15 protein-coding genes are annotated in these 17,046 nt (G+C 71.8%); 3 read left to right on the top strand and 12 right to left on the bottom strand.

Features of this window, described 5'->3' with window-relative positions; translation table 11 throughout:
- Positions 1–169: 169 nt before the first annotated feature.
- From ACFY3J_RS25380 to bldG, 3 genes are all read right to left on the bottom strand, one after another.
- A complete protein-coding gene (locus ACFY3J_RS25380) occupies positions 170–2,575 on the bottom strand; it encodes a sodium-translocating pyrophosphatase (RefSeq protein ID WP_384174888.1) in 2,406 nt (801 codons plus the stop codon).
- A 312-nt stretch (positions 2,576–2,887) separates the two neighbouring features.
- Positions 2,888–3,319 carry an ATP-binding protein gene (locus ACFY3J_RS25375; RefSeq protein ID WP_225076944.1) on the bottom strand — a complete coding sequence of 144 codons (432 nt, stop codon included), beginning with the start codon at positions 3,317–3,319 and terminating at the stop codon, positions 2,888–2,890.
- 106 nt (positions 3,320–3,425) lie between these two features.
- Complete coding sequence (gene bldG, locus ACFY3J_RS25370) at positions 3,426–3,767, bottom strand: anti-sigma factor antagonist BldG (protein WP_009189842.1); 342 nt, start codon at positions 3,765–3,767, stop codon at positions 3,426–3,428.
- Positions 3,768–3,849: 82 nt separating this feature from the next.
- Here bldG and ACFY3J_RS25365 point away from each other — a divergent pair, with 82 nt between their 5' ends.
- Positions 3,850–6,354 carry a DEAD/DEAH box helicase gene (locus ACFY3J_RS25365; protein ID WP_390841800.1) on the top strand — a complete coding sequence of 835 codons (2,505 nt, stop codon included), beginning with the start codon at positions 3,850–3,852 and terminating at the stop codon, positions 6,352–6,354.
- On the opposite strand, the gene ACFY3J_RS25360 is transcribed toward ACFY3J_RS25365, so the two are convergent.
- The 7 genes from ACFY3J_RS25360 to ssd all read right to left on the bottom strand — a co-directional run bounded on the left by ACFY3J_RS25360 (position 6,351) and on the right by ssd (position 11,747).
- Complete coding sequence (locus tag ACFY3J_RS25360; RefSeq protein WP_390841799.1) at positions 6,351–6,968, bottom strand: Rv3654c family TadE-like protein; 618 nt, start codon at positions 6,966–6,968, stop codon at positions 6,351–6,353. The genes ACFY3J_RS25365 and ACFY3J_RS25360 overlap by 4 nt on opposite strands.
- 36 nt (positions 6,969–7,004) lie before the next feature.
- Positions 7,005–7,415 carry a TadE family type IV pilus minor pilin gene (locus tag ACFY3J_RS25355; RefSeq protein WP_390841798.1) on the bottom strand — a complete coding sequence of 137 codons (411 nt, stop codon included), beginning with the start codon at positions 7,413–7,415 and terminating at the stop codon, positions 7,005–7,007.
- Complete coding sequence (locus ACFY3J_RS25350; protein ID WP_384174881.1) at positions 7,402–7,593, bottom strand: DUF4244 domain-containing protein; 192 nt, start codon at positions 7,591–7,593, stop codon at positions 7,402–7,404. The genes ACFY3J_RS25355 and ACFY3J_RS25350 overlap by 14 nt, the downstream gene beginning before the upstream one ends.
- Before the next feature lie 123 nt (positions 7,594–7,716).
- Complete coding sequence (locus ACFY3J_RS25345; RefSeq protein WP_390841797.1) at positions 7,717–8,484, bottom strand: type II secretion system F family protein; 768 nt, start codon at positions 8,482–8,484, stop codon at positions 7,717–7,719.
- A 29-nt stretch (positions 8,485–8,513) separates the two neighbouring features.
- Positions 8,514–9,389: a type II secretion system F family protein gene (locus ACFY3J_RS25340; protein WP_390841796.1), complete on the bottom strand. Its 876-nt coding sequence runs from the start codon at positions 9,387–9,389 to the stop codon at positions 8,514–8,516.
- Entirely contained in the window at positions 9,382–10,557 is a 1,176-nt protein-coding gene (locus ACFY3J_RS25335; RefSeq protein ID WP_390841795.1) for a TadA family conjugal transfer-associated ATPase, read from the bottom strand. Before ACFY3J_RS25335 ends, ACFY3J_RS25340 begins: the two co-directional genes overlap by 8 nt.
- An 86-nt stretch (positions 10,558–10,643) precedes the next feature.
- On the bottom strand, positions 10,644–11,747 hold the full coding sequence (gene ssd / locus ACFY3J_RS25330) for a septum site-determining protein Ssd (RefSeq protein WP_384174873.1): 1,104 nt from the start codon (positions 11,745–11,747) through the stop codon (positions 10,644–10,646).
- A 582-nt stretch (positions 11,748–12,329) separates the two neighbouring features.
- Between ssd and ACFY3J_RS25325 the strand changes: the two genes are divergently transcribed.
- Positions 12,330–13,163, top strand: a complete 834-nt coding sequence (locus tag ACFY3J_RS25325) for an HAD family hydrolase (protein ID WP_384174871.1) — start codon at positions 12,330–12,332, stop codon at positions 13,161–13,163.
- 370 nt (positions 13,164–13,533) lie between these two features.
- Here ACFY3J_RS25325 and ACFY3J_RS25320 read toward each other — a convergent pair whose 3' ends face one another.
- Complete coding sequence (locus ACFY3J_RS25320) at positions 13,534–14,397, bottom strand: oxidoreductase (protein WP_390841794.1); 864 nt, start codon at positions 14,395–14,397, stop codon at positions 13,534–13,536.
- 100 nt (positions 14,398–14,497) lie between these two features.
- On the opposite strand from ACFY3J_RS25320, the gene ACFY3J_RS25315 reads away from it, so the two are divergent.
- Positions 14,498–15,478: an ATP-binding protein gene (locus ACFY3J_RS25315; protein WP_390841793.1), complete on the top strand. Its 981-nt coding sequence runs from the start codon at positions 14,498–14,500 to the stop codon at positions 15,476–15,478.
- Between the two features lie 6 nt (positions 15,479–15,484).
- Here the strand turns inward: ACFY3J_RS25315 and ACFY3J_RS25310 are convergent, their stop codons facing one another.
- Positions 15,485–16,747 (bottom strand): hypothetical protein, encoded by a 1,263-nt coding sequence (locus ACFY3J_RS25310; protein ID WP_390841792.1) that lies wholly within the window; start codon positions 16,745–16,747, stop codon positions 15,485–15,487.
- Between the last annotated feature and the right edge of the window lie 299 nt (positions 16,748–17,046).

The following is a 17,046-nucleotide window of genomic DNA, read 5'->3' as shown; positions in this document are numbered from 1 at the left end:
ACGCCGTGTCGGCCACACCCGGGACTCGGTCGCCCCTTGTGTGGCGTCTTGCGACTATTTGCACCAAGCGAGAGAAGGCTCACGGAGAGCATCGGCACACACGGCGGGCGGGCGACGCGTCGTACGCGCCGCCCGCCCGTCTCCTGAGCTGGGCCCGGGATGAGACCGCCTACGAAACCACCGCGGGATCGGCCGACTTGGAGACCCGTTCGGCGTTGTCGTCGTCGCCCACGGCGATACCGCGCCGCTTGGAGATGTAGACCGCGCCGACGATCACGGCCAGCGACACGACCGCGATCACGATCCGCACGCCGAGGCTCTTGTCGCTGCCGTAGGAGAACTTGATGACCGCGGGCGCGATGAGCAGCGACACCAGGTTCATCACCTTCAGCAGCGGGTTGATCGCGGGGCCGGCGGTGTCCTTGAAGGGATCGCCCACCGTGTCCCCGATCACCGTGGCCGCGTGGGCCTCGCTGCCCTTGCCTCCGTGGTTGCCGTCCTCGACCAGCTTCTTGGCGTTGTCCCAGGCGCCACCGGAGTTGGCCAGGAACACCGCCATCAGCGTGCCCGCGCCGATCGCGCCCGCGAGATAGGAGCCGAGCGCACCGACACCGAGCGTGAACCCGATGAAGATGGGCGCCATGACGGCGAGCAGCCCGGGTGTGGCGAGCTCGCGCAGGGCGTCCTTGGTGCAGATGTCGACGACCTTGCCGTACTCCGGCTTCTCGCTGAAGTCCATGATCCCGGGCTTCTCACGGAACTGCCGGCGCACCTCGTACACCACCGAACCCGCCGACCGGGACACCGCGTTGATCGCCAGCCCCGAGAACAGGAAGACGACCGCGGCGCCGGCGATGAGGCCGACCAGGTTGTTGGGCTGCGAGATGTCCATGATCAGGGTCATCGGCACACCCGAACCGGTCAGCTTCTCCCCGACGTCACGCGCGCCGGTGGTGATGGCGTCCCGGTACGACCCGAAGAGCGCCGAGGCCGCGAGGACGGCGGTGGCGATGGCGATGCCCTTGGTGATGGCCTTGGTGGTGTTGCCCACCGCGTCCAGGTTGGTGAGCACCTGGGCGCCCGCGCCCTCGACGTCGCCGGACATCTCGGCGATGCCCTGGGCGTTGTCGGAGACCGGGCCGAAGGTGTCCATGGCGACGATCACACCGACCGTGGTGAGCAGCCCGGTGCCGGCCAGCGCCACCGCGAACAGCGCCAGCATGATCGACGTACCGCCGAGCAGGAAGGCCCCGTACACGCTGAGGCCGATCAGCAGGGCGGTGTAGACCGCCGACTCCAGGCCCACGGAGACACCGGCGAGGACGACGGTGGCCGGACCGGTGAGCGAGGTCTTGCCGATGTCTCTGACCGGACGACGGTTGGTCTCGGTGAAGTAGCCGGTCAGCTGCTGGATCACGGCGGCCAGCAGGATGCCGATCCCCACCGCGACCAGGGCGAGAATCCGCGGGTCGCCGTCCTTGCCCCTGATCGCCGCGTCGGTGACACCGGTGAGACCGGCGTACGACGACGGCAGATAGACGAAGACGGCGGCCGCGACCAGGGCGAGTGAGATCACCGCGGAGATGAAGAAACCGCGGTTGATCGCGCTCATACCACTGCGGTCGGCGCGGCGCGGCGCCACCGCGAAGATCCCGATCATGGCGGTGATCACACCGATGGCCGGCACGAGCAGCGGGAAGGCGAGCCCGTCGTTGCCGAAGGCCGCCTTGCCGAGGATGAGCGCGGCGACCAGCGTGACGGCGTACGACTCGAAGAGGTCGGCCGCCATGCCCGCGCAGTCGCCGACGTTGTCGCCCACGTTGTCGGCGATGGTCGCGGCATTGCGCGGATCGTCCTCCGGAATGCCCTGCTCGACCTTGCCGACCAGGTCGGCGCCGACGTCGGCGGCCTTGGTGAAGATGCCGCCGCCCACACGCATGAACATCGCGATCAGCGCGGCGCCGAGGCCGAAGCCCTCCAGCACCTTCGGCGCGTCGGCCGCGTACACCAGCACCACACAGGAGGCGCCGAGCAGGCCGAGCCCCACCGTGAACATGCCGACGACGCCGCCGGTACGAAAAGCGATCTTCATTGCCTTGTGCGAGACGGCGGTGAGATCCTTTTCCGGCTCACCCTCCGCAGGGGTCGCTTCACGGGCCGCCGCGGCGACACGTACATTGCTGCGCACGGCGAGCCACATGCCGATATAGCCGGTGGCCGCCGAGAAGGCGGCTCCGATCAGGAAGAACACAGATCGTCCGGCGCGCTGATTCCAGTCGTCCGCGGGCAGCAGCATGAGCAGGAAGAACACGATCACGGCGAATACGCCGAGCGTGCGCAACTGGCGGCCCAGATAGGCGTTCGCGCCTTCCTGGACCGCTTCAGCGATCTTCTTCATGCTGCTGGTGCCCTCGCCCGCCGCGAGCACCTGGCGCACCAGGACGCCTGCGACCACGAGCGCGGCCAGCGCGACGGCCGCGATGACCGCCACGATGATCCGATTGTCGTTGGTCAGCACTGCAGCTGCGAAGGTTGTGGGGTGGCCCAACTGATGAGGGGTAGAAAGCCCCGCCATTCGTCCTCCTTGACGCTTGGGCTGAGCTCAAGATGTGGACGGATTGTAGGTAGCGGAACCTGATCAAAACAGAGCGCGGCAAACCGAATTGCCCTTCACCTGCTCTTCAGCAAATGATCGACGTCACGCCACGGAACCCGAAAGAGGTAATGGTTCAAAACCATTGACCCTCGATCAATGCTTGATCAAATGATCTGCCGACCGGTCGTGAATTCATTCACGAATTCAATGTACCTGGTGGAAGCGGTCGTGCAACAAGAAGGGCCCTGCGAAGCAGGGCCCTCGTGTGGTGCGCCGAACGGGTGAGGTGCGTCAGGGAAGCGTCGCGACCGGCGATGTGGTCGGCCAGGTCATCTTGATCAACCCGCCGTGCTCCCCTGCCGACACCTTCACGTCGTCGACGAGACCGCTGATGACCGCGAGGCCCATCTCGTCCTCCTCGGCCTCCGCCTCGTCCACCGCGCCCGGGGCGTCCCCGGCGTGGTACGGCGCGTGCCGGGCCTCGTCGCCGACCTCGATGGAGAACTGCTTCTCCTCCTCGGTCAGCATCACCTTCACCGGTGCCGAGATCCCGCCGTTGCGATGCAGCCCCACAGCCCGGGAACAGGCCTCGCCGACGGCGAGTCTGACCTCGTCGAGGACGGCCTCGTCCACTCCGGCCCTGCGCGCCACCGCTGCCGCCACCAGACGGGCGGTCCTGACGTGCTCGGGCAGCGCGCTGAAGCGGAGTTCGACGGTGGCCATGCATCCCCCTCGGAGCTACGGGCGTGCTGTAGGAGGACCGGGCCGCCGAAATGCCCGGCCCCCCGTTTGGACTCTTCCGCCCCGGTCACCGGCCCGGGGCCGGTGGTCAGTCTGTCGCCGCCACCGCTTCGTCCACCGAGGTGTGGATCGGGAACACCTTGGTGAGACCGGTGATACGGAAGATCTTGAGAATGCGCTCCTGGTTGCACACCAGGCGCAGCGAGCCCTCGTGGGCACGCACGCGCTTCAGGCCGCCGACCAGCACGCCGAGCCCGGTGGAGTCGAGGAAGTCCACGCCCTCCATGTCGACGACGAGGTGGAAATTCCCGTCGTTCACCAGCTCGACCAGCTGCTCGCGCAGCTTGGGCGCGGTATATACGTCGATTTCGCCACCGACCTCGACGACCGTACGATCGCCGACGGTACGGGTCGACAGGGACAGGTCCACGGATCCTCCAGCACCTTGCTATCGAGCGGTCGCCCCTCGGGACACCTCGGCTTGAAGCCCCCGGGACGGTTCGCCAGCCGCGATGGCATTCAATCACTTACCGGCAGGCGTGCACGACGCCTTGGTCCCATTGTCCTGCACGCCGGTGACAGACTCGGTGCCGATGGCCAAGAATCACCGATCCGATCGATCCCCGGCTGCCCCCGCAACCCGCCTGGCGCCGGGCGCGGTTCTCGACCGGCTCGCCGCGGGGCAGAGCCGGGCTGCGCGCATCACTCATACGGAGCACTTGCCCCCGCGCGCGGGGCGCCATGCCGTCTGGCCCGACCGGATTCGGCCGGAGGTGATCGCGGCGGTCCAGGCGTGCGGGATCGAGCACCCGTGGGCGCACCAGGCTCGCGCCGCGGAACACGCCCTGGACGGCGACTCCGTCGTCGTCGCCACCGGCACCGCCTCCGGCAAGTCGCTGGCCTACCTCGTCCCGGTGCTCTCGACGTTGCTGGACGGTTCCGAGGCGGCCAACGGCCGCGGCTCCACCGCCCTGTACCTGGCCCCGACCAAGGCCCTCGCGGCCGACCAGTGCCGAGCGGTGAAGGAACTCGCCCGGCCGCTGGGCAAGGCCGTACGCCCCGCGGTGTACGACGGCGACACCCCGCCCGAGGAACGCGAGTGGATCCGCCAGTACGCCAACCACGTCCTGACCAACCCCGACATGCTGCACCGCGGGATCCTGCCCTCCCACCCGCGCTGGTCCTCCTTCCTGCGCGCCCTGAAGTACGTGGTCGTCGACGAGTGCCACACCTACCGGGGCGTCTTCGGCTCCCACGTCGCCCAGGTGCTGCGCCGCCTTCGCCGGCTGTGCGCGCGCTACGGCGCCTCTCCGGTCTTCCTGCTGGCCTCGGCGACCGCCGCGGAGCCCGCCGTGGCCGCCCGCCGCCTCACCGGAGTGCCCGTGGTGGAGGTGGCCGACGACGCCTCGCCCCGCGGTGAACTGGTGTTCGCCCTCTGGGAGCCCCCGCTGACCGAGCTGCGGGGCGAACGGGGCGCGCCCGTCCGGCGCACCGCCACCGCCGAGACGGCGGATCTGCTGACCGACCTCACCCTCCAGGGCGTGCGCTCGGTCGCCTTCGTACGGTCCCGGCGCGGCGCGGAACTGATCTCGGTGATCGCCCAGGAGCGGCTGGCCGAGATCGACCGGCCGCTGTCCCGGCGTGTCGCGGCCTACCGGGGCGGCTACCTGCCCGAGGAGCGCCGCGCCCTGGAACGCGCCCTGCACTCCGGCGAGCTCCTGGGCCTGGCCGCCACGACCGCCCTGGAGCTGGGCGTGGACGTGTCCGGCCTGGACGCCGTGCTGATCGCCGGATACCCGGGCACCCGCGCCTCCCTGTGGCAGCAGGCGGGCCGCGCGGGGCGCTCCGGTCGGGGCGCCCTGGCGGTGCTGGTCGCCCGCGACGACCCGCTGGACACCTTCCTCGTCCACCACCCCGAGGCCCTGTTCGACCAGCCGGTCGAGTCCACGGTCCTCGACCCCGACAACCCCTACGTCCTCGCCCCGCACCTGTGCGCGGCCGCCGCCGAGCTGCCGCTCACCGAGGAGGACACCGAACTGTTCGGCCCGGCCTGCGCGGAGCTATTGCCGCAGCTGGAGGCCGCGAAGCTGCTGCGCCGCCGGACGAAGGCCTGGCACTGGACGCGCCGGGAGCGGGCCGCTGACCTCACCGACATCCGCGGCGAGGGCGGACGGCCGGTGCAGATCGTCGAGGCCGGCACCGGCCGGCTGCTCGGCACGGTCGACGCGAGCGCCGCACACACGACGGTGCACGAGGGCGCCGTCCATCTGCACCAGGGCCGTACGTACCTGGTGCGCTCCCTCGATCTGGACGACTCGGTCGCCCTGGTCGAGGAGGCCGCCCCGCCGTACACGACGGTCGCCCGCGACACGACGGCTATCTCCGTCCTGGAGACGGACGTCGAGGTGCCCTGGGGCGACGGCCGCCTGTGCTACGGCTCCGTCGAGGTCACCAACCAGGTGGTCTCCTTCCTGCGCAGACGTGTCATCACCGGTGAAGTGCTCGGCGAGACGAAACTCGACCTCCCTCCTCGTACGCTGCGCACCCGCGCGGTGTGGTGGACGGTCACCGAGGACCAGCTGGACGAGGCCCGGATCAACCCGGAGATCCTCGGTGGCGCCCTCCACGCCGCGGAGCACGCGTCGATCGGCATGCTGCCCCTGTTCGCGACCTGCGACCGCTGGGACATCGGCGGCGTGTCCGTCCCACTGCACCCCGACACGCTGCTGCCCACGGTCTTCGTCTACGACGGCCATCCGGGTGGCGCGGGCTTCGCCGAACACGCCTTCCACACCGCGCGCGCCTGGCTCTCCGCCACCCGCGAGGCCATCGCCTCCTGCGAGTGCGACTCCGGCTGCCCGTCCTGCATCCAGTCCCCCAAGTGCGGCAACGGCAACGACCCGCTGCACAAGAGGGGGGCCGTGCGTCTGCTGACGGTGCTGCTGAAGGCGGCCCCGGAGGAGAAGGCGGCGGAGATGGAGGCGGAGGCGGAGGCAGAGATGGAGGCGGAGGCTTAGCCCACGCGGGTGAAAGGCACGGGCGCCAGGGGCCCTGTGTGAGCCGTACGCCCCGCTATGGATCCCGCGGAAGCCGTGGACCCTGCCGTGGATCCCGCGGGGCCCGTAGACCCTGCCATGGGCCCTCCAGCCCCCACCGGCCCAGCCGTGGGCTCCCCGGGCCCCGCCGCCCCTGCCACAGGCTCCCCGGGCTCCCCCGGTCCCACCGGGGCGTCCGCCGGAGCAGCCGGTCCCGCTCTCGCCCTCACCTCCGCGGTGAAGAGTCCCCGGTCCGCCGCCGCCGTGACGTCCGAGGTGTCGCCCACGATGGCGCACCGGACGAGCCGGGCGGCCTGTGCCCGGGCCACCTCGTCCGCCCGGGCGCAGGCGGCGGCACCGCCCTCGGCCCAGTGGCCTGCCGCCGCCAGGGCCGCGAGGTCGGCGGCTCCGGCCACGCGGTGCCGGTCGACCACCGCCTGCCCCAGAGCGAGCCCGATACCGAACACCACGCAGAGCAGGGCGATCGCCCCGACGCTCCACACGGTGGCGGAGCCCCGGTCGGACAGACGGCGTCCGCCACGTCCGCCACCGATGGGCCGGCGGAAGCCGCGGGGGGCCGGAATGCGGCGCCTCATGTCCCCGTCCTCCGCTTCATGTCCCCGTCCTCCGCTTCATGTCCCCGTCCCCCGCTCTGCGCGCGTCCCGAGCGTTTCCTCCGCCTCCGCCACGGCCTCCTCCCTCAGCCGGAAGCGCAGCACCCCCAGCCCCGGCGGGTCGGCCACGACGACCACGTGCACGCGGTCTCCCCTGCGGGTCACCGTGACTTTCGCCCCGTGCGGTGCCACGTCCCGGGTCACTCGGGTGACCGCGCCGTCCGGGTCCTGGCGGGCGGCGGCCCGGGCCCCTGCCCGGGCCGCGTCCACGCACTGGATCTGTGCGAGCACGACCAGCAGGACCCAGACCAGCGTCGTCACCACCAGCACCAGCACGGGCAGGACCATGGCCGCCTCCGCCGTCACGAACCCCGCGTCGGCGCCCTGCCGTTCGGCCCGGTGTGCCCATGCCCGTTCACATCCGCGCACTGAGCGCCCGCTTCACGATGTTCTGCAACTCCGTCTTGACCTGGCCGCTCGTCACCACCTCGTACAGCAGCACCGCGAACGCCACCGCCGCGATGATCCCCATCGCGTACTCGGACGTCACCATTCCCGCGTCCCTGCGTGCCAGGGCACGCAGCCGTGCCCACACCTTTCCGTACATTTCAACCCCCGTAAGGTCTTGGTCTGTTGGTTGGCCGTGTCTCTTGGTCGGCTGTTGTGTGTTGATCGGCTGTTGTCTGTTGGTTGTCGACCCGCTGCTCCCGCATCCGTTCCGCCGGTGCCCTCAGCCACCACCTCCGCTCAGCACTCCGCCCGCGAGGCCGATCAGCACGGGCAGCACGCCCACCGCGACGAACGCGGGCAGGAAGCACAGCCCCACCGGCGCGGTGACCAGCACGGCCGCGCGGCGTGCCCGGGCCGTCGCGGTGCGCGCCCGGTCGGCGCGGACGTCGGCCGCGAGCCGGGCCACCGGTCCGGCGGCGGGAAGGCCCGACTCGTCGGCCCGCTCCAGCAGCCGTGCCAGGGCCGCGGCCCCCGGTATCGAGGCGAGTCCGCGCCAGGCGTCGGCCGCCTGTCCGCCGAGCCGCACCTGGGCGGCGCCCCGGGCCAGTGCGTCCCCGACGGGGCCGCCCAGGGCCTCCCCGACGGCCTGGGCGGCGATCACCGGACCGGCACCGGCCGCGATGCAGGCCGCCAGCAGGTCGGCCGCGAGCGGGAGTTGACGGGCGGCTTCGGCCGCGTCGGACTCCGCTTCGGGGCGGCCGGCCGCCCGCCGCCGCCACTGCCACATCCCGGCCGCCCCGGCCAGCCCGAACGCGAGCCCGGAGAGCCCGCCGACCAGCACCCACCCCGCCCCGGCCACACCCACCGCCGGCAGCCACCGCCGCACGGCACCGGCCGCCAGGAGCCGTGAGCGCGAGCGCCATGCCTCTTCCGCCGAACGCTCCGTCCCCAGCAGCGCGGCCATCCGCCGCCGCGCGCTCCGCTCCCGGCTCATCGCCTGCAGCCATCTCACCGACAGCCACAGGAGCACCGCCGCCGCCGCGGCCATCCCCAACCTGTGGACAACGACACCCGTGCTCACATCGCCTCCGCCCCTCGCACGATCCGCAGGGCCCACCACAGCCCCGCGCCCTCCAGCACGCCACCGATGACCAGGCAGCCCAGTCCCGCTCCCGTGTGCAGCAGCACCCGCAAGGGATCGGCCCCCATGGCCGTGCCCAGCAGGAGTCCGAGGACCGGCAGGCCGGCGAGCATGACGGCCGTGGCCCTGGCCCCGGACAACTGGGCCCGTAGATCGGCGCGTTGGTCGCGCTCCACCCGCAGTGCGCTCTCGAGCCGGTCCAGCCCGGCCGCCAGGCCCGCGCCCTGGTCCACCGCCACCCGCCAGCAGGCCGCGAGGCCGCGCAGGCCCTCGGCGCCCGGCTGCCGGGCCGCCGCGGCGAGCGCCGCGGACACGTCCCCGCCGAACCGGGCCGCCGCCAGCACCGCAGCCTGGGCGTCGCCGAGCCCACCTGAGTCCCGTGCGGCGCACAGCAGCGCCTCGCCCGGCTGCCGCCCGGTCCGCACCTCTCCGGCGAGTGCCCCGCACAGGGCGATCACCGCGTCCGCCCGCCGCTCCTGCCGTCGGCGCGCCGCCCGGGCCAGCCGGGTGCGGCGCAGCAGCGGCACCCCGACCGCCCCCGCGACGACAGGCAGCACCGAGGCGCCCAGCACCGCGAGTACCATCCCGGCGGCCAGCGCCCACCACTCGGCACGCAACCGCCCTCGAACCTGGGCCAGTTCGCGAAGGACCCGGCCCGAGAGCGGCGGCCCCGTGCCCTCCGGGCCGCCGCCGGCGAGCAGCGACCGCGCCCGCCGTGCCGCGGAGTACCGGCCGCCCAGCAGCCACACGGCCGCCCCTGCACACACCGCGCCCGCGGCCGCGCAGGCCGAGCCCGAGAACCCCTCATCCATCGCGGTCGTCGCCCCCTCTCCCGCTCTCCGTCCGGAGCAGCCCCCGCAGCCGCTCCCACCCTCGCTCCGCCACGAACGCCTCCGCGCCCCAGCGCAGCGCCGGCACGGTCCGCACCAGTCCCGACGCGTCCCGCTCCAGCACCCGCACCTCGGCGATCCGCCGCCGTCCGGAGCGGTCCCGCACGAGGTGCAGCACCACCGACAGCGCGGCCGCCAACTGGCTGTGCAACGCCGCCCGGTCGAGCCCGGCGGCGGTGCCCAGCGCCTCCAGCCGGGCGGGGACGTCCGCCGCCGCGTTGGCGTGGACCGTGCCGCATCCGCCCTCGTGGCCGGTGTTCAGCGCGGCCAGCAGATGGACCACCTCGCCGCCGCGCACCTCGCCCACGACCAGCCGGTCCGGCCGCATCCGCAGTGCCTGCCGCACCAGGTCCTCGAGGGTGACCAGGCCCGCGCCCTCCTGGTTGGCGGGCCTGGTCTCCAGCCGGACGACGTGCGGATGGTCGGGTCGCAGCTCCGCGGAGTCCTCGGCGAGGACGATCCGCTCGCCGGGCCCGGCCAGTCCGAGCAGCGCGCTGAGCAGCGTGGTCTTGCCGGTTCCGGTCCCCCCGCTGATGAGGAAGGACAGCCGGGCCTCGATCAGTGCCCGCAGCACGCGGTCCCCGCCGGGCGGCACCGTGCCCGCCGCGACCAGTTCCTCCAGCGTGAACGCGCGCGGCCGTACGACCCGCAGGGACAGACAGGTGCAGCCGACGGCGACGGGAGGCAGCACCGCGTGCAGCCGGGTGCCGTCGGGCAACCGGGCGTCGACCCAGGGCCGAGCGTCGTCCAGCCGGCGGCCGGCCACGGCGGCCAGGCGCTGCGCGAGGCGCCGTACGGCCGCCGCGTCGGGGAAGGCGACGGCGGCCCGCTCCAGTCCGCCGCCCCGGTCCACCCACACCCGGTCCGGGGCCGACACGAGGACGTCGGTCACCGACGGATCGGCCAGCAACGGCTCCAGCGGACCGCTGCCGATCAGCTCGGAACGCAACTGCTCGGCCGCGCCCAGCACTTCGGCGTCCCCAAGCACGCGGCCCTGTTCGCGCAGGGCCTGCGCGACCCGCGCGGGCGTCGGCTCGGCCCCGCTCTCGGCGAGCCACCGCCGTACGCCGTCCAGCAACTCCGCGGGCATCCGGGACCCGTTGGCAGGCGCGGGCTCGCGGAGCACATCCGCCGGGGCCGTCCGCGGGTCCGTTCGCAGGTGTTCGGCAACCGTCCTCATGCGGCGGCCGCCTCGATCAGCGCCCGCTCCCAGAAGGCGGTGCAGAAGCGGGCGAGCGGCCCGCGCGCCACCGCGCCGGGCGGGGTCCTGCCCTCGCCGGAGCGCCGCAGCGCGGACTCCACGGGCACCTCGCCCGCCAGCGGCAGACCGAGCAGCCGGGTCACCTCGCGGTCGTCGAGCCCGGGCGCGTACGGACCCCGGACCGCCACCCGCAGATCGCGCAGGACCATGCCGACCGCGGACGCCACCCGTGCCGCGGCCGCCACGGCGCGCAGCTCGGCGGGGACCACGAGCAGGCCGAGGTCGATCTGGGCGAGGGCCTCGGCGACCCCCTCGTCGACGCGGCGGGGCAGATCGACCACCACGGCGCCGCCGCGCCGCCGGGCGGCGGCCAGCACCGCCCGGACGGCCTGCGGCGGGACGGCCACGCAGTCGCCGCGGTCCCAGCTGAGCACGCGCAGCGAGTGCAGTTCGGGCAGCGACTCCTCCAGGGCGCCGCCGCCGACTCTCCCGCGCGAGGCGGCGAACGCCGGCCAGCGCAGTCCCTCGGCCGTCTCCCCGCCCAGCAGGACGTCGAGGCCGCCGCCCAGCGGATCGGCGTCCACGAGCAGGGTGCGCAGGCCCTCCCGCGCGGAGGTGACGGCGAGCGCGCAGGCCAGCGTGGACGCGCCCGCCCCGCCGCGGCCGCCGATGACACCCACGGTGAGCGCGGGACGGCCGACGCCCTCGGCGACGTCGGCGATGCGGTCGACCAGCCACTGCTCGCCGTCGGGCAGCACCAGCACGTGATCGGCGCCGATCTCGATGGCGCGCCGCCAGATCCCGGAGTCGTCCTGGTCGCGGCCGACCAGCACCACTCCGCGCCGGCGCGCCGCTCCGCGCACCCGCCGGGCGGCGTCGTCACCGACCAGCACCAGCGGCGCCGCCTCCCAGCCGCCTCTGCGCTCGGGAAGGCCGTGGTGGACCTCGGGTGTGGCACCGGCCGCGGCGCACAGGCGCAGCAGGTCGTCGAGGAGCCCGGCGTCCTCGGTGACGATCAGCGGTCTGCCCTGGAGCCCTCCGGCATCGGGCGGTGGATCGTGTGTGACGGTTCCGGCCACGGGTCGAACCCCCTTCGCTGCTTCTTGCGCGCGGCCCGTGCGGCCCCGCGAATCCCGAACGTGAGAAGAACCGGCGACCGGCCTTCCTATGGGCGGCCGATACGAACCGGCCGCACGCGCCCGGACAATCGGAACCGGCCATGAACTCGCCGGAAGCGGTGCGCGTCGGAATCACGGTGCAGCGATCCGGGAAATCGTGTGGATCTTGGTCAAAAACGGTGGACAACTCGATGGCTGTGAATATCGCCATCACCCATACCGGTGACCCCTGTGCTGGCTCCCGTACGACTTCCACAGAGCAGCGCCACGACTACACAACGTGACAGATCATGGAAATCCCTTGAATCCCGCGCGGCGCGGCCGATCCGGCTCGGCAACCACGGACAGAAAGGGAAAAACCCACCCGGACATGCGACGACCCCCGCCGGGGGGGAGAGCGGGGGTCGTCTCCACGGCCGACTCGGGGGGGGAGGAGTCGGACCGGGTTGGCACGGTCGCGAACGATCCGTGACTTCCATGGTGTACCCGAGAGCCCTCTCAGGCAAACCCACGCGCCCACCTTACGCCGAATGGGCTGCCCCTATGCTCAGGGGCGTGGAAAACCACTCCTTGCCCCGCACAGCGGCCTTCTTCGATCTGGACAAGACGGTCATTGCGAAGTCGAGCACGCTCACCTTCAGCAAGTCCTTCTACCAAGGCGGACTGATCAACCGCAGGGCCGTGTTGCGAACGGCGTACGCCCAGTTCGTCTTCCTCGCCGGCGGCGCCGACCACGACCAGATGGAGCGCATGCGCGAGTATCTGTCCGCGCTGTGCCGCGGCTGGAACGTGCGGCAGGTCAAGGAGATCGTCGCCGAGACGCTGCACGACCTGATCGACCCGATCATCTACGACGAGGCCGCGTCCCTCATCGAGGAGCACCACACCGCCGGTCGTGACGTGGTCATCGTGTCCACGTCGGGCGCGGAGGTGGTCGAGCCGATCGGCGAACTGCTCGGCGCGGACCGCGTGGTGGCCACCCGGATGGTGGTGGGGGAGGACGGCTGCTTCACCGGCGAGGTGGAGTACTACGCCTACGGCCCGACCAAGGCGGAGGCGATCCGCGAGCTGGCCGGGTCCGAGGGTTACGACCTCAGCCGCTGCTACGCCTACAGCGACTCGGTGACCGACCTGCCGATGCTGGAGTCGGTCGGGCATCCGCACGCCGTGAACCCGGACCGGGCACTGCGCCGGGAGGCCGTCGCGCGCGCGTGGCCGATTCTCGACTTCCACCGGCCGGTGCGGCTCAAGCAGCGGCTGCCCGCGTTCTCCGTACCGCCGCGTCCGGCCCTGGTCGCGGCGGCGGCCATAGGCGCGGCGGCGGCCACCGCGGGGCTCGTCTGGTACACGAGCCGACGCCGGAACTCGCTCGCCTGATCCGCCGCCCGGCCGCCGGAAAATCCCGCGCGGAACTCGCGCGCCCGTTTAGTTCCTGTTTGAACCTGAAAGTAAAGAAGTGCAGCCAGGGGTTCCGCTTGCTCCCCGCTTGCAGTACAAAGGATTCGACGGCCCGCGAGACCAAAGGACATCCGAAAGGATCACCTTTAAAGCTCAATCGGCCCCACGGACCGAGCATGAACACCGGGCACCCACGCGACGTCGACCCGTCGATTACGGGCCAGCCGCACCAGGTGACGGGCAAAGATCCCGACCTGATGGGCGACATATCGAGGACGCTTGGTAACTCGGTGGTGATGCCAGCGGCGGTACGAGTTCTCGTACCGCCGCAACCCTGCGTCCGGATCCGTCACGCCGCCCCGCGCTGGAGCGCCTCGCACACCGCCGTGGACTCGCGCGCACCCAGCTCAACCGCCCTTGCGCAATGGGCGATCCAGGCCACCATGCCCTCCGGGGTGCCGGAGACATAGCCGTCGAGGGCGGCCAGGTAGGCCGCGCGACCCAGTTCGGCGTGGCCGACCTCGGCGGGGCAGACCGACTTGGGGTCGAGACCGCTGCCGATCAGGACGATGCGCTCGGCTGTCCGGGCGACCAGTCCGTTGTGGGAGACGAAGGGGCGCAGCGCCAGGAGTTCGCCGTGCACCACGGCCGCCGTCACCAGGGCGGGCGCGGAGCTGCCGGCGATGATCAGCTCCGACAGGCCCTCCAGACGTCCGGAGACCTCTGCGGCGCTCGGCGGCGGCAGCTCGACCAGCGGCTCACCGACGTCCTCGCCCTCCTGACGCGGCCGTCCGACCGCCCCCTCCTGGCTCGCGGCGGCCACGAGATGCAGCCGGGCCAGCACCCGCAGGGGCGACTGCCGCCAGATGGACAGCAGTTGGCCGGCCTCGGCCGTCAGCCTCAGGGCGGCGCCCACCACCCGCGCCTCGTCGTCGCCGCTGAAGTCGGAGCGCCGGCGCACCTCCTCCAGGGCCCAGTCCGCACCGGACAGCGCCGCAGAGCCGCGCGCACCGCGCAGCGCCGCCTCGGAGGTGATCTCGTTGCTCCTGCGCCGCATGACCCGGTGCCCGTACACGCGGTCCACGGCCTTGCGTACGGACTCCACGGACTCGGCCACACCGGGCAGCGCGCCCAGGGCCGCGAGGGGGTCCTCCCTGCTCGCGCTCGTTCGAGAGCTTGGGGGAGGATCGGCGGCCGCTCCTGTCGCACTCATGAGTACGACCCTACGGGCCCGAGCGCTCCACCCCACGAAGGAGTGGTCTTCTTCACGCAGACCACCACCCTGGGCAACCAGAGCACTACGCTTCGTGAACATGAAAATTGCTTTCGTCGGGAAGGGCGGCAGCGGCAAGACCACTCTGTCCTCCCTGTTCATCCGCCATCTCGCGGCCACCGGCGCGCCCGTCGTCGCGATCGACGCCGACATCAACCAGCACCTGGGGGCCGCGCTCGGCCTGGAGGAGCCGCAGGCCGCCGCACTGCCCGCGATGGGCGACCGGCTGCCGCTGATCAAGGACTACCTGCGCGGCACCAACCCGCGCATCGCCTCCACCGAGACGATGATCAAGACGACCCCGCCGGGCGAGGGCTCGCGTCTGCTGCGCCTGTGCGAGGACAACCCGCTCTATGACGCCTGCGCGCACCCGGTGGAACTCGACGGCGGTGCCGCGCGTTTGATGGTCACCGGCCCCTTCACGGACGCCGACCTGGGGGTCGCCTGCTACCACTCCAAGACCGGGGCGGTGGAGCTGTTCCTGAACCACCTGGTGGACAGCCGCGACGAGTACGCCGTGGTCGACATGACGGCGGGCTCGGACTCCTTCGCCTCCGGCATGTTCACCCGGTTCGACATCACGTTCCTCGTCGCCGAGCCGACCCGGAAGGGGGTCTCCGTCTACCGCCAGTACAAGGAGTACGCCCGCGACTACGGGGTCGTCCTGCGCGTCGTCGGCAACAAGGTGCAGGGGCAGGACGACCTCGACTTCCTGCGCGCCGAGGTCGGGGACGACCTGCTCGTGACCGTCGGGCACTCCGACTGGGTGCGCGCCATGGAGAAGGGCCGGCCGCCCCGGTTCGAGTTCCTGGAGGACGCCAACCGCCGCGCGCTGCGCATGCTCCAGGTCGCCGCCGACGCCACGTACGAGCTGCGTGACTGGGACCGGTACACCCGCCAGATGGTGCACTTCCATCTGAAGAACGCCGCCTCGTGGGGAAACGAGCGGACCGGGGCCGACCTCGCGGCGCAGATCGACCCCGCCTTCGTCCTGGGCGAGGGCGTCACCGCCCCGGCGTGAGCACCGCTACGGCTTGGGCGCCCCGGGTACGCCCTTGGGGGCCGGGGCCGGGCGGCTCGACAGGAAGGACGCCCAGCCCCGCGCCGGAGCCTCGCCGACCTTGAGGGTCCGCAGCTCGGCGAGGGACCGCGGTTCCTGGGCGTCCAGCCAGTCGGCCAGCTGATGGAAGGAGACACAGCGCACGTCGGGCTTGTTGCACACCTCCTTCACGACGTCCTCGACGGCGCGCATGTAGGTGCCGCCGTTCCAGGACTCGAAGTGGTTGCCGATCACCAGCGGGGCGCGGTTGCCGTCGTAGGCCCGGCGGAAGCCCTTGAGCAGGCCGTCGCGCATCTGGTTGCCCCAGTCGTCGAACTCGGCGGGGTCGCCCTGGGTCTGCGTGCCGGACTGGTTGACCATGAAGCTGTAGTCCATGGTCAACTGCTCGGAGTTGTGCCCGGGGAAGGGCACCAGCTGCATCGACAGGTCCCACAGTCCGTCCCTCTGCCTGGGCCATACCTGGTTGTTGACACCGCTGCTGTCGTAGCGGAAGCCCAGTTGGCTCGCCGCCTTGACGAAGTTCTTCCGGCCCTCCAGGCACGGGGTGCGGCCGCCGATGAGCTCCTTGTCGTAGTCGAAGGGCAGCGAAGCGGCGTCCTTCATGCCGGTGTTGGTCCTCCAGGTCTTCACGAACTGCTTGGCCTGGGCGATCTCGCTCTTCCACTCGTCGACCGACCACTTTCCGACTCCGCCGTCGGGGCCGCAGAAGTGACCGTTGAAATGCGTGCCGATCTCATTGCCCTCCAGCCACGCCAGACGCGCCTGCCCGACCGTGTCGGCGATGCCCTGCGCGTCGTTGAAGCCGATCTCGGAGCTGCCCGGGGCGTGCTGCGGCGGGCGGTACAGGTCCCGCTTCCCCCGCGGGAGCAGGTGCACGCCGCTGAGGAAGTAGGTCATGGTCGCGTTGTTGGCCTTGGCGACCTCGCGGAAGTGGGAGAACAGCTTCTGGCTGTCCTCCCCCGCTCCGTCCCAGGAGAACACGACGAACTGCGGTGGCTTCTCACCGGCCTTGAGCCGCTCCGGCCTCCGCAGGTGCGGCTGCGCTCCGGTGTACGCGGTGGACCCGTCGCCGATCAAGCGGACGATGTTCCCGGGCAGTTGCGGGCCCTTCCGAGGAGCGCCGGGCGCACCCCGCCTCGGCGCCCCGGGGCCGCTCGCGCAACCGGCGAGCGACCAGGCGCAGACCGTTGCGACGGCGATGCCCACGGCGATCCTCTGGGTGGTGGCCATGTTCCGCCCACCTTCTTCCTTCTCTCGTCCAACGCCGAGACGGCGTGTGCTGGTGACGTGCCGGATCGGGCCGACAGCGCCGTCAAGATCGCATGGACCGGAGAAGGAATTAGCATGACAAGCCGATAAAAAGCTCCCTTCACTCAACGAGGTGATTTGCCGCCCCATTCGAGTTGATAATCGAAGCATGGCCTTTACGTGGCATTACGATCGCTTTACTCAGCTTTGATCCGCCGTTCCCATTAAGTCCCGCTGAGTCAGCCGAAAGTCGAGTCAGTCGAGAGTTCCGCGACCGTGCC

It is taken from the genome of Streptomyces sp. NPDC001231 (assembly GCF_042896885.1).
Lineage (GTDB): Bacteria > Actinomycetota > Actinomycetes > Streptomycetales > Streptomycetaceae > Streptomyces.
This window is presented reverse-complemented; position numbering and strand designations above follow the sequence as displayed.

Coding starts and splice junctions, on each gene's coding strand:
- ACFY3J_RS25375 (WP_225076944.1), bottom strand. CDS start 3,319: ATGGCCACCGTCGAACTCCGCTTCAGCGCGCTGCCCGAGCACGTCAGG.
- ACFY3J_RS25380 (WP_384174888.1), bottom strand. CDS start 2,575: ATGGCGGGGCTTTCTACCCCTCATCAGTTGGGCCACCCCACAACCTTC.
- ACFY3J_RS25340 (WP_390841796.1), bottom strand. CDS start 9,389: ATGGATGAGGGGTTCTCGGGCTCGGCCTGCGCGGCCGCGGGCGCGGTG.
- ACFY3J_RS25315 (WP_390841793.1), top strand. CDS start 14,498: ATGAAAATTGCTTTCGTCGGGAAGGGCGGCAGCGGCAAGACCACTCTG.
- ACFY3J_RS25335 (WP_390841795.1), bottom strand. CDS start 10,557: ATGCCCGCGGAGTTGCTGGACGGCGTACGGCGGTGGCTCGCCGAGAGC.
- ACFY3J_RS25350 (WP_384174881.1), bottom strand. CDS start 7,593: ATGTACGGAAAGGTGTGGGCACGGCTGCGTGCCCTGGCACGCAGGGAC.
- ACFY3J_RS25310 (WP_390841792.1), bottom strand. CDS start 16,747: ATGGCCACCACCCAGAGGATCGCCGTGGGCATCGCCGTCGCAACGGTC.
- ACFY3J_RS25325 (WP_384174871.1), top strand. CDS start 12,330: ATGCTCAGGGGCGTGGAAAACCACTCCTTGCCCCGCACAGCGGCCTTC.
- ACFY3J_RS25360 (WP_390841799.1), bottom strand. CDS start 6,968: ATGAGGCGCCGCATTCCGGCCCCCCGCGGCTTCCGCCGGCCCATCGGT.
- ACFY3J_RS25320 (WP_390841794.1), bottom strand. CDS start 14,397: ATGAGTGCGACAGGAGCGGCCGCCGATCCTCCCCCAAGCTCTCGAACG.
- ACFY3J_RS25365 (WP_390841800.1), top strand. CDS start 3,850: ATGGCATTCAATCACTTACCGGCAGGCGTGCACGACGCCTTGGTCCCA.
- ACFY3J_RS25345 (WP_390841797.1), bottom strand. CDS start 8,484: ATGGCCGCGGCGGCGGCGGTGCTCCTGTGGCTGTCGGTGAGATGGCTG.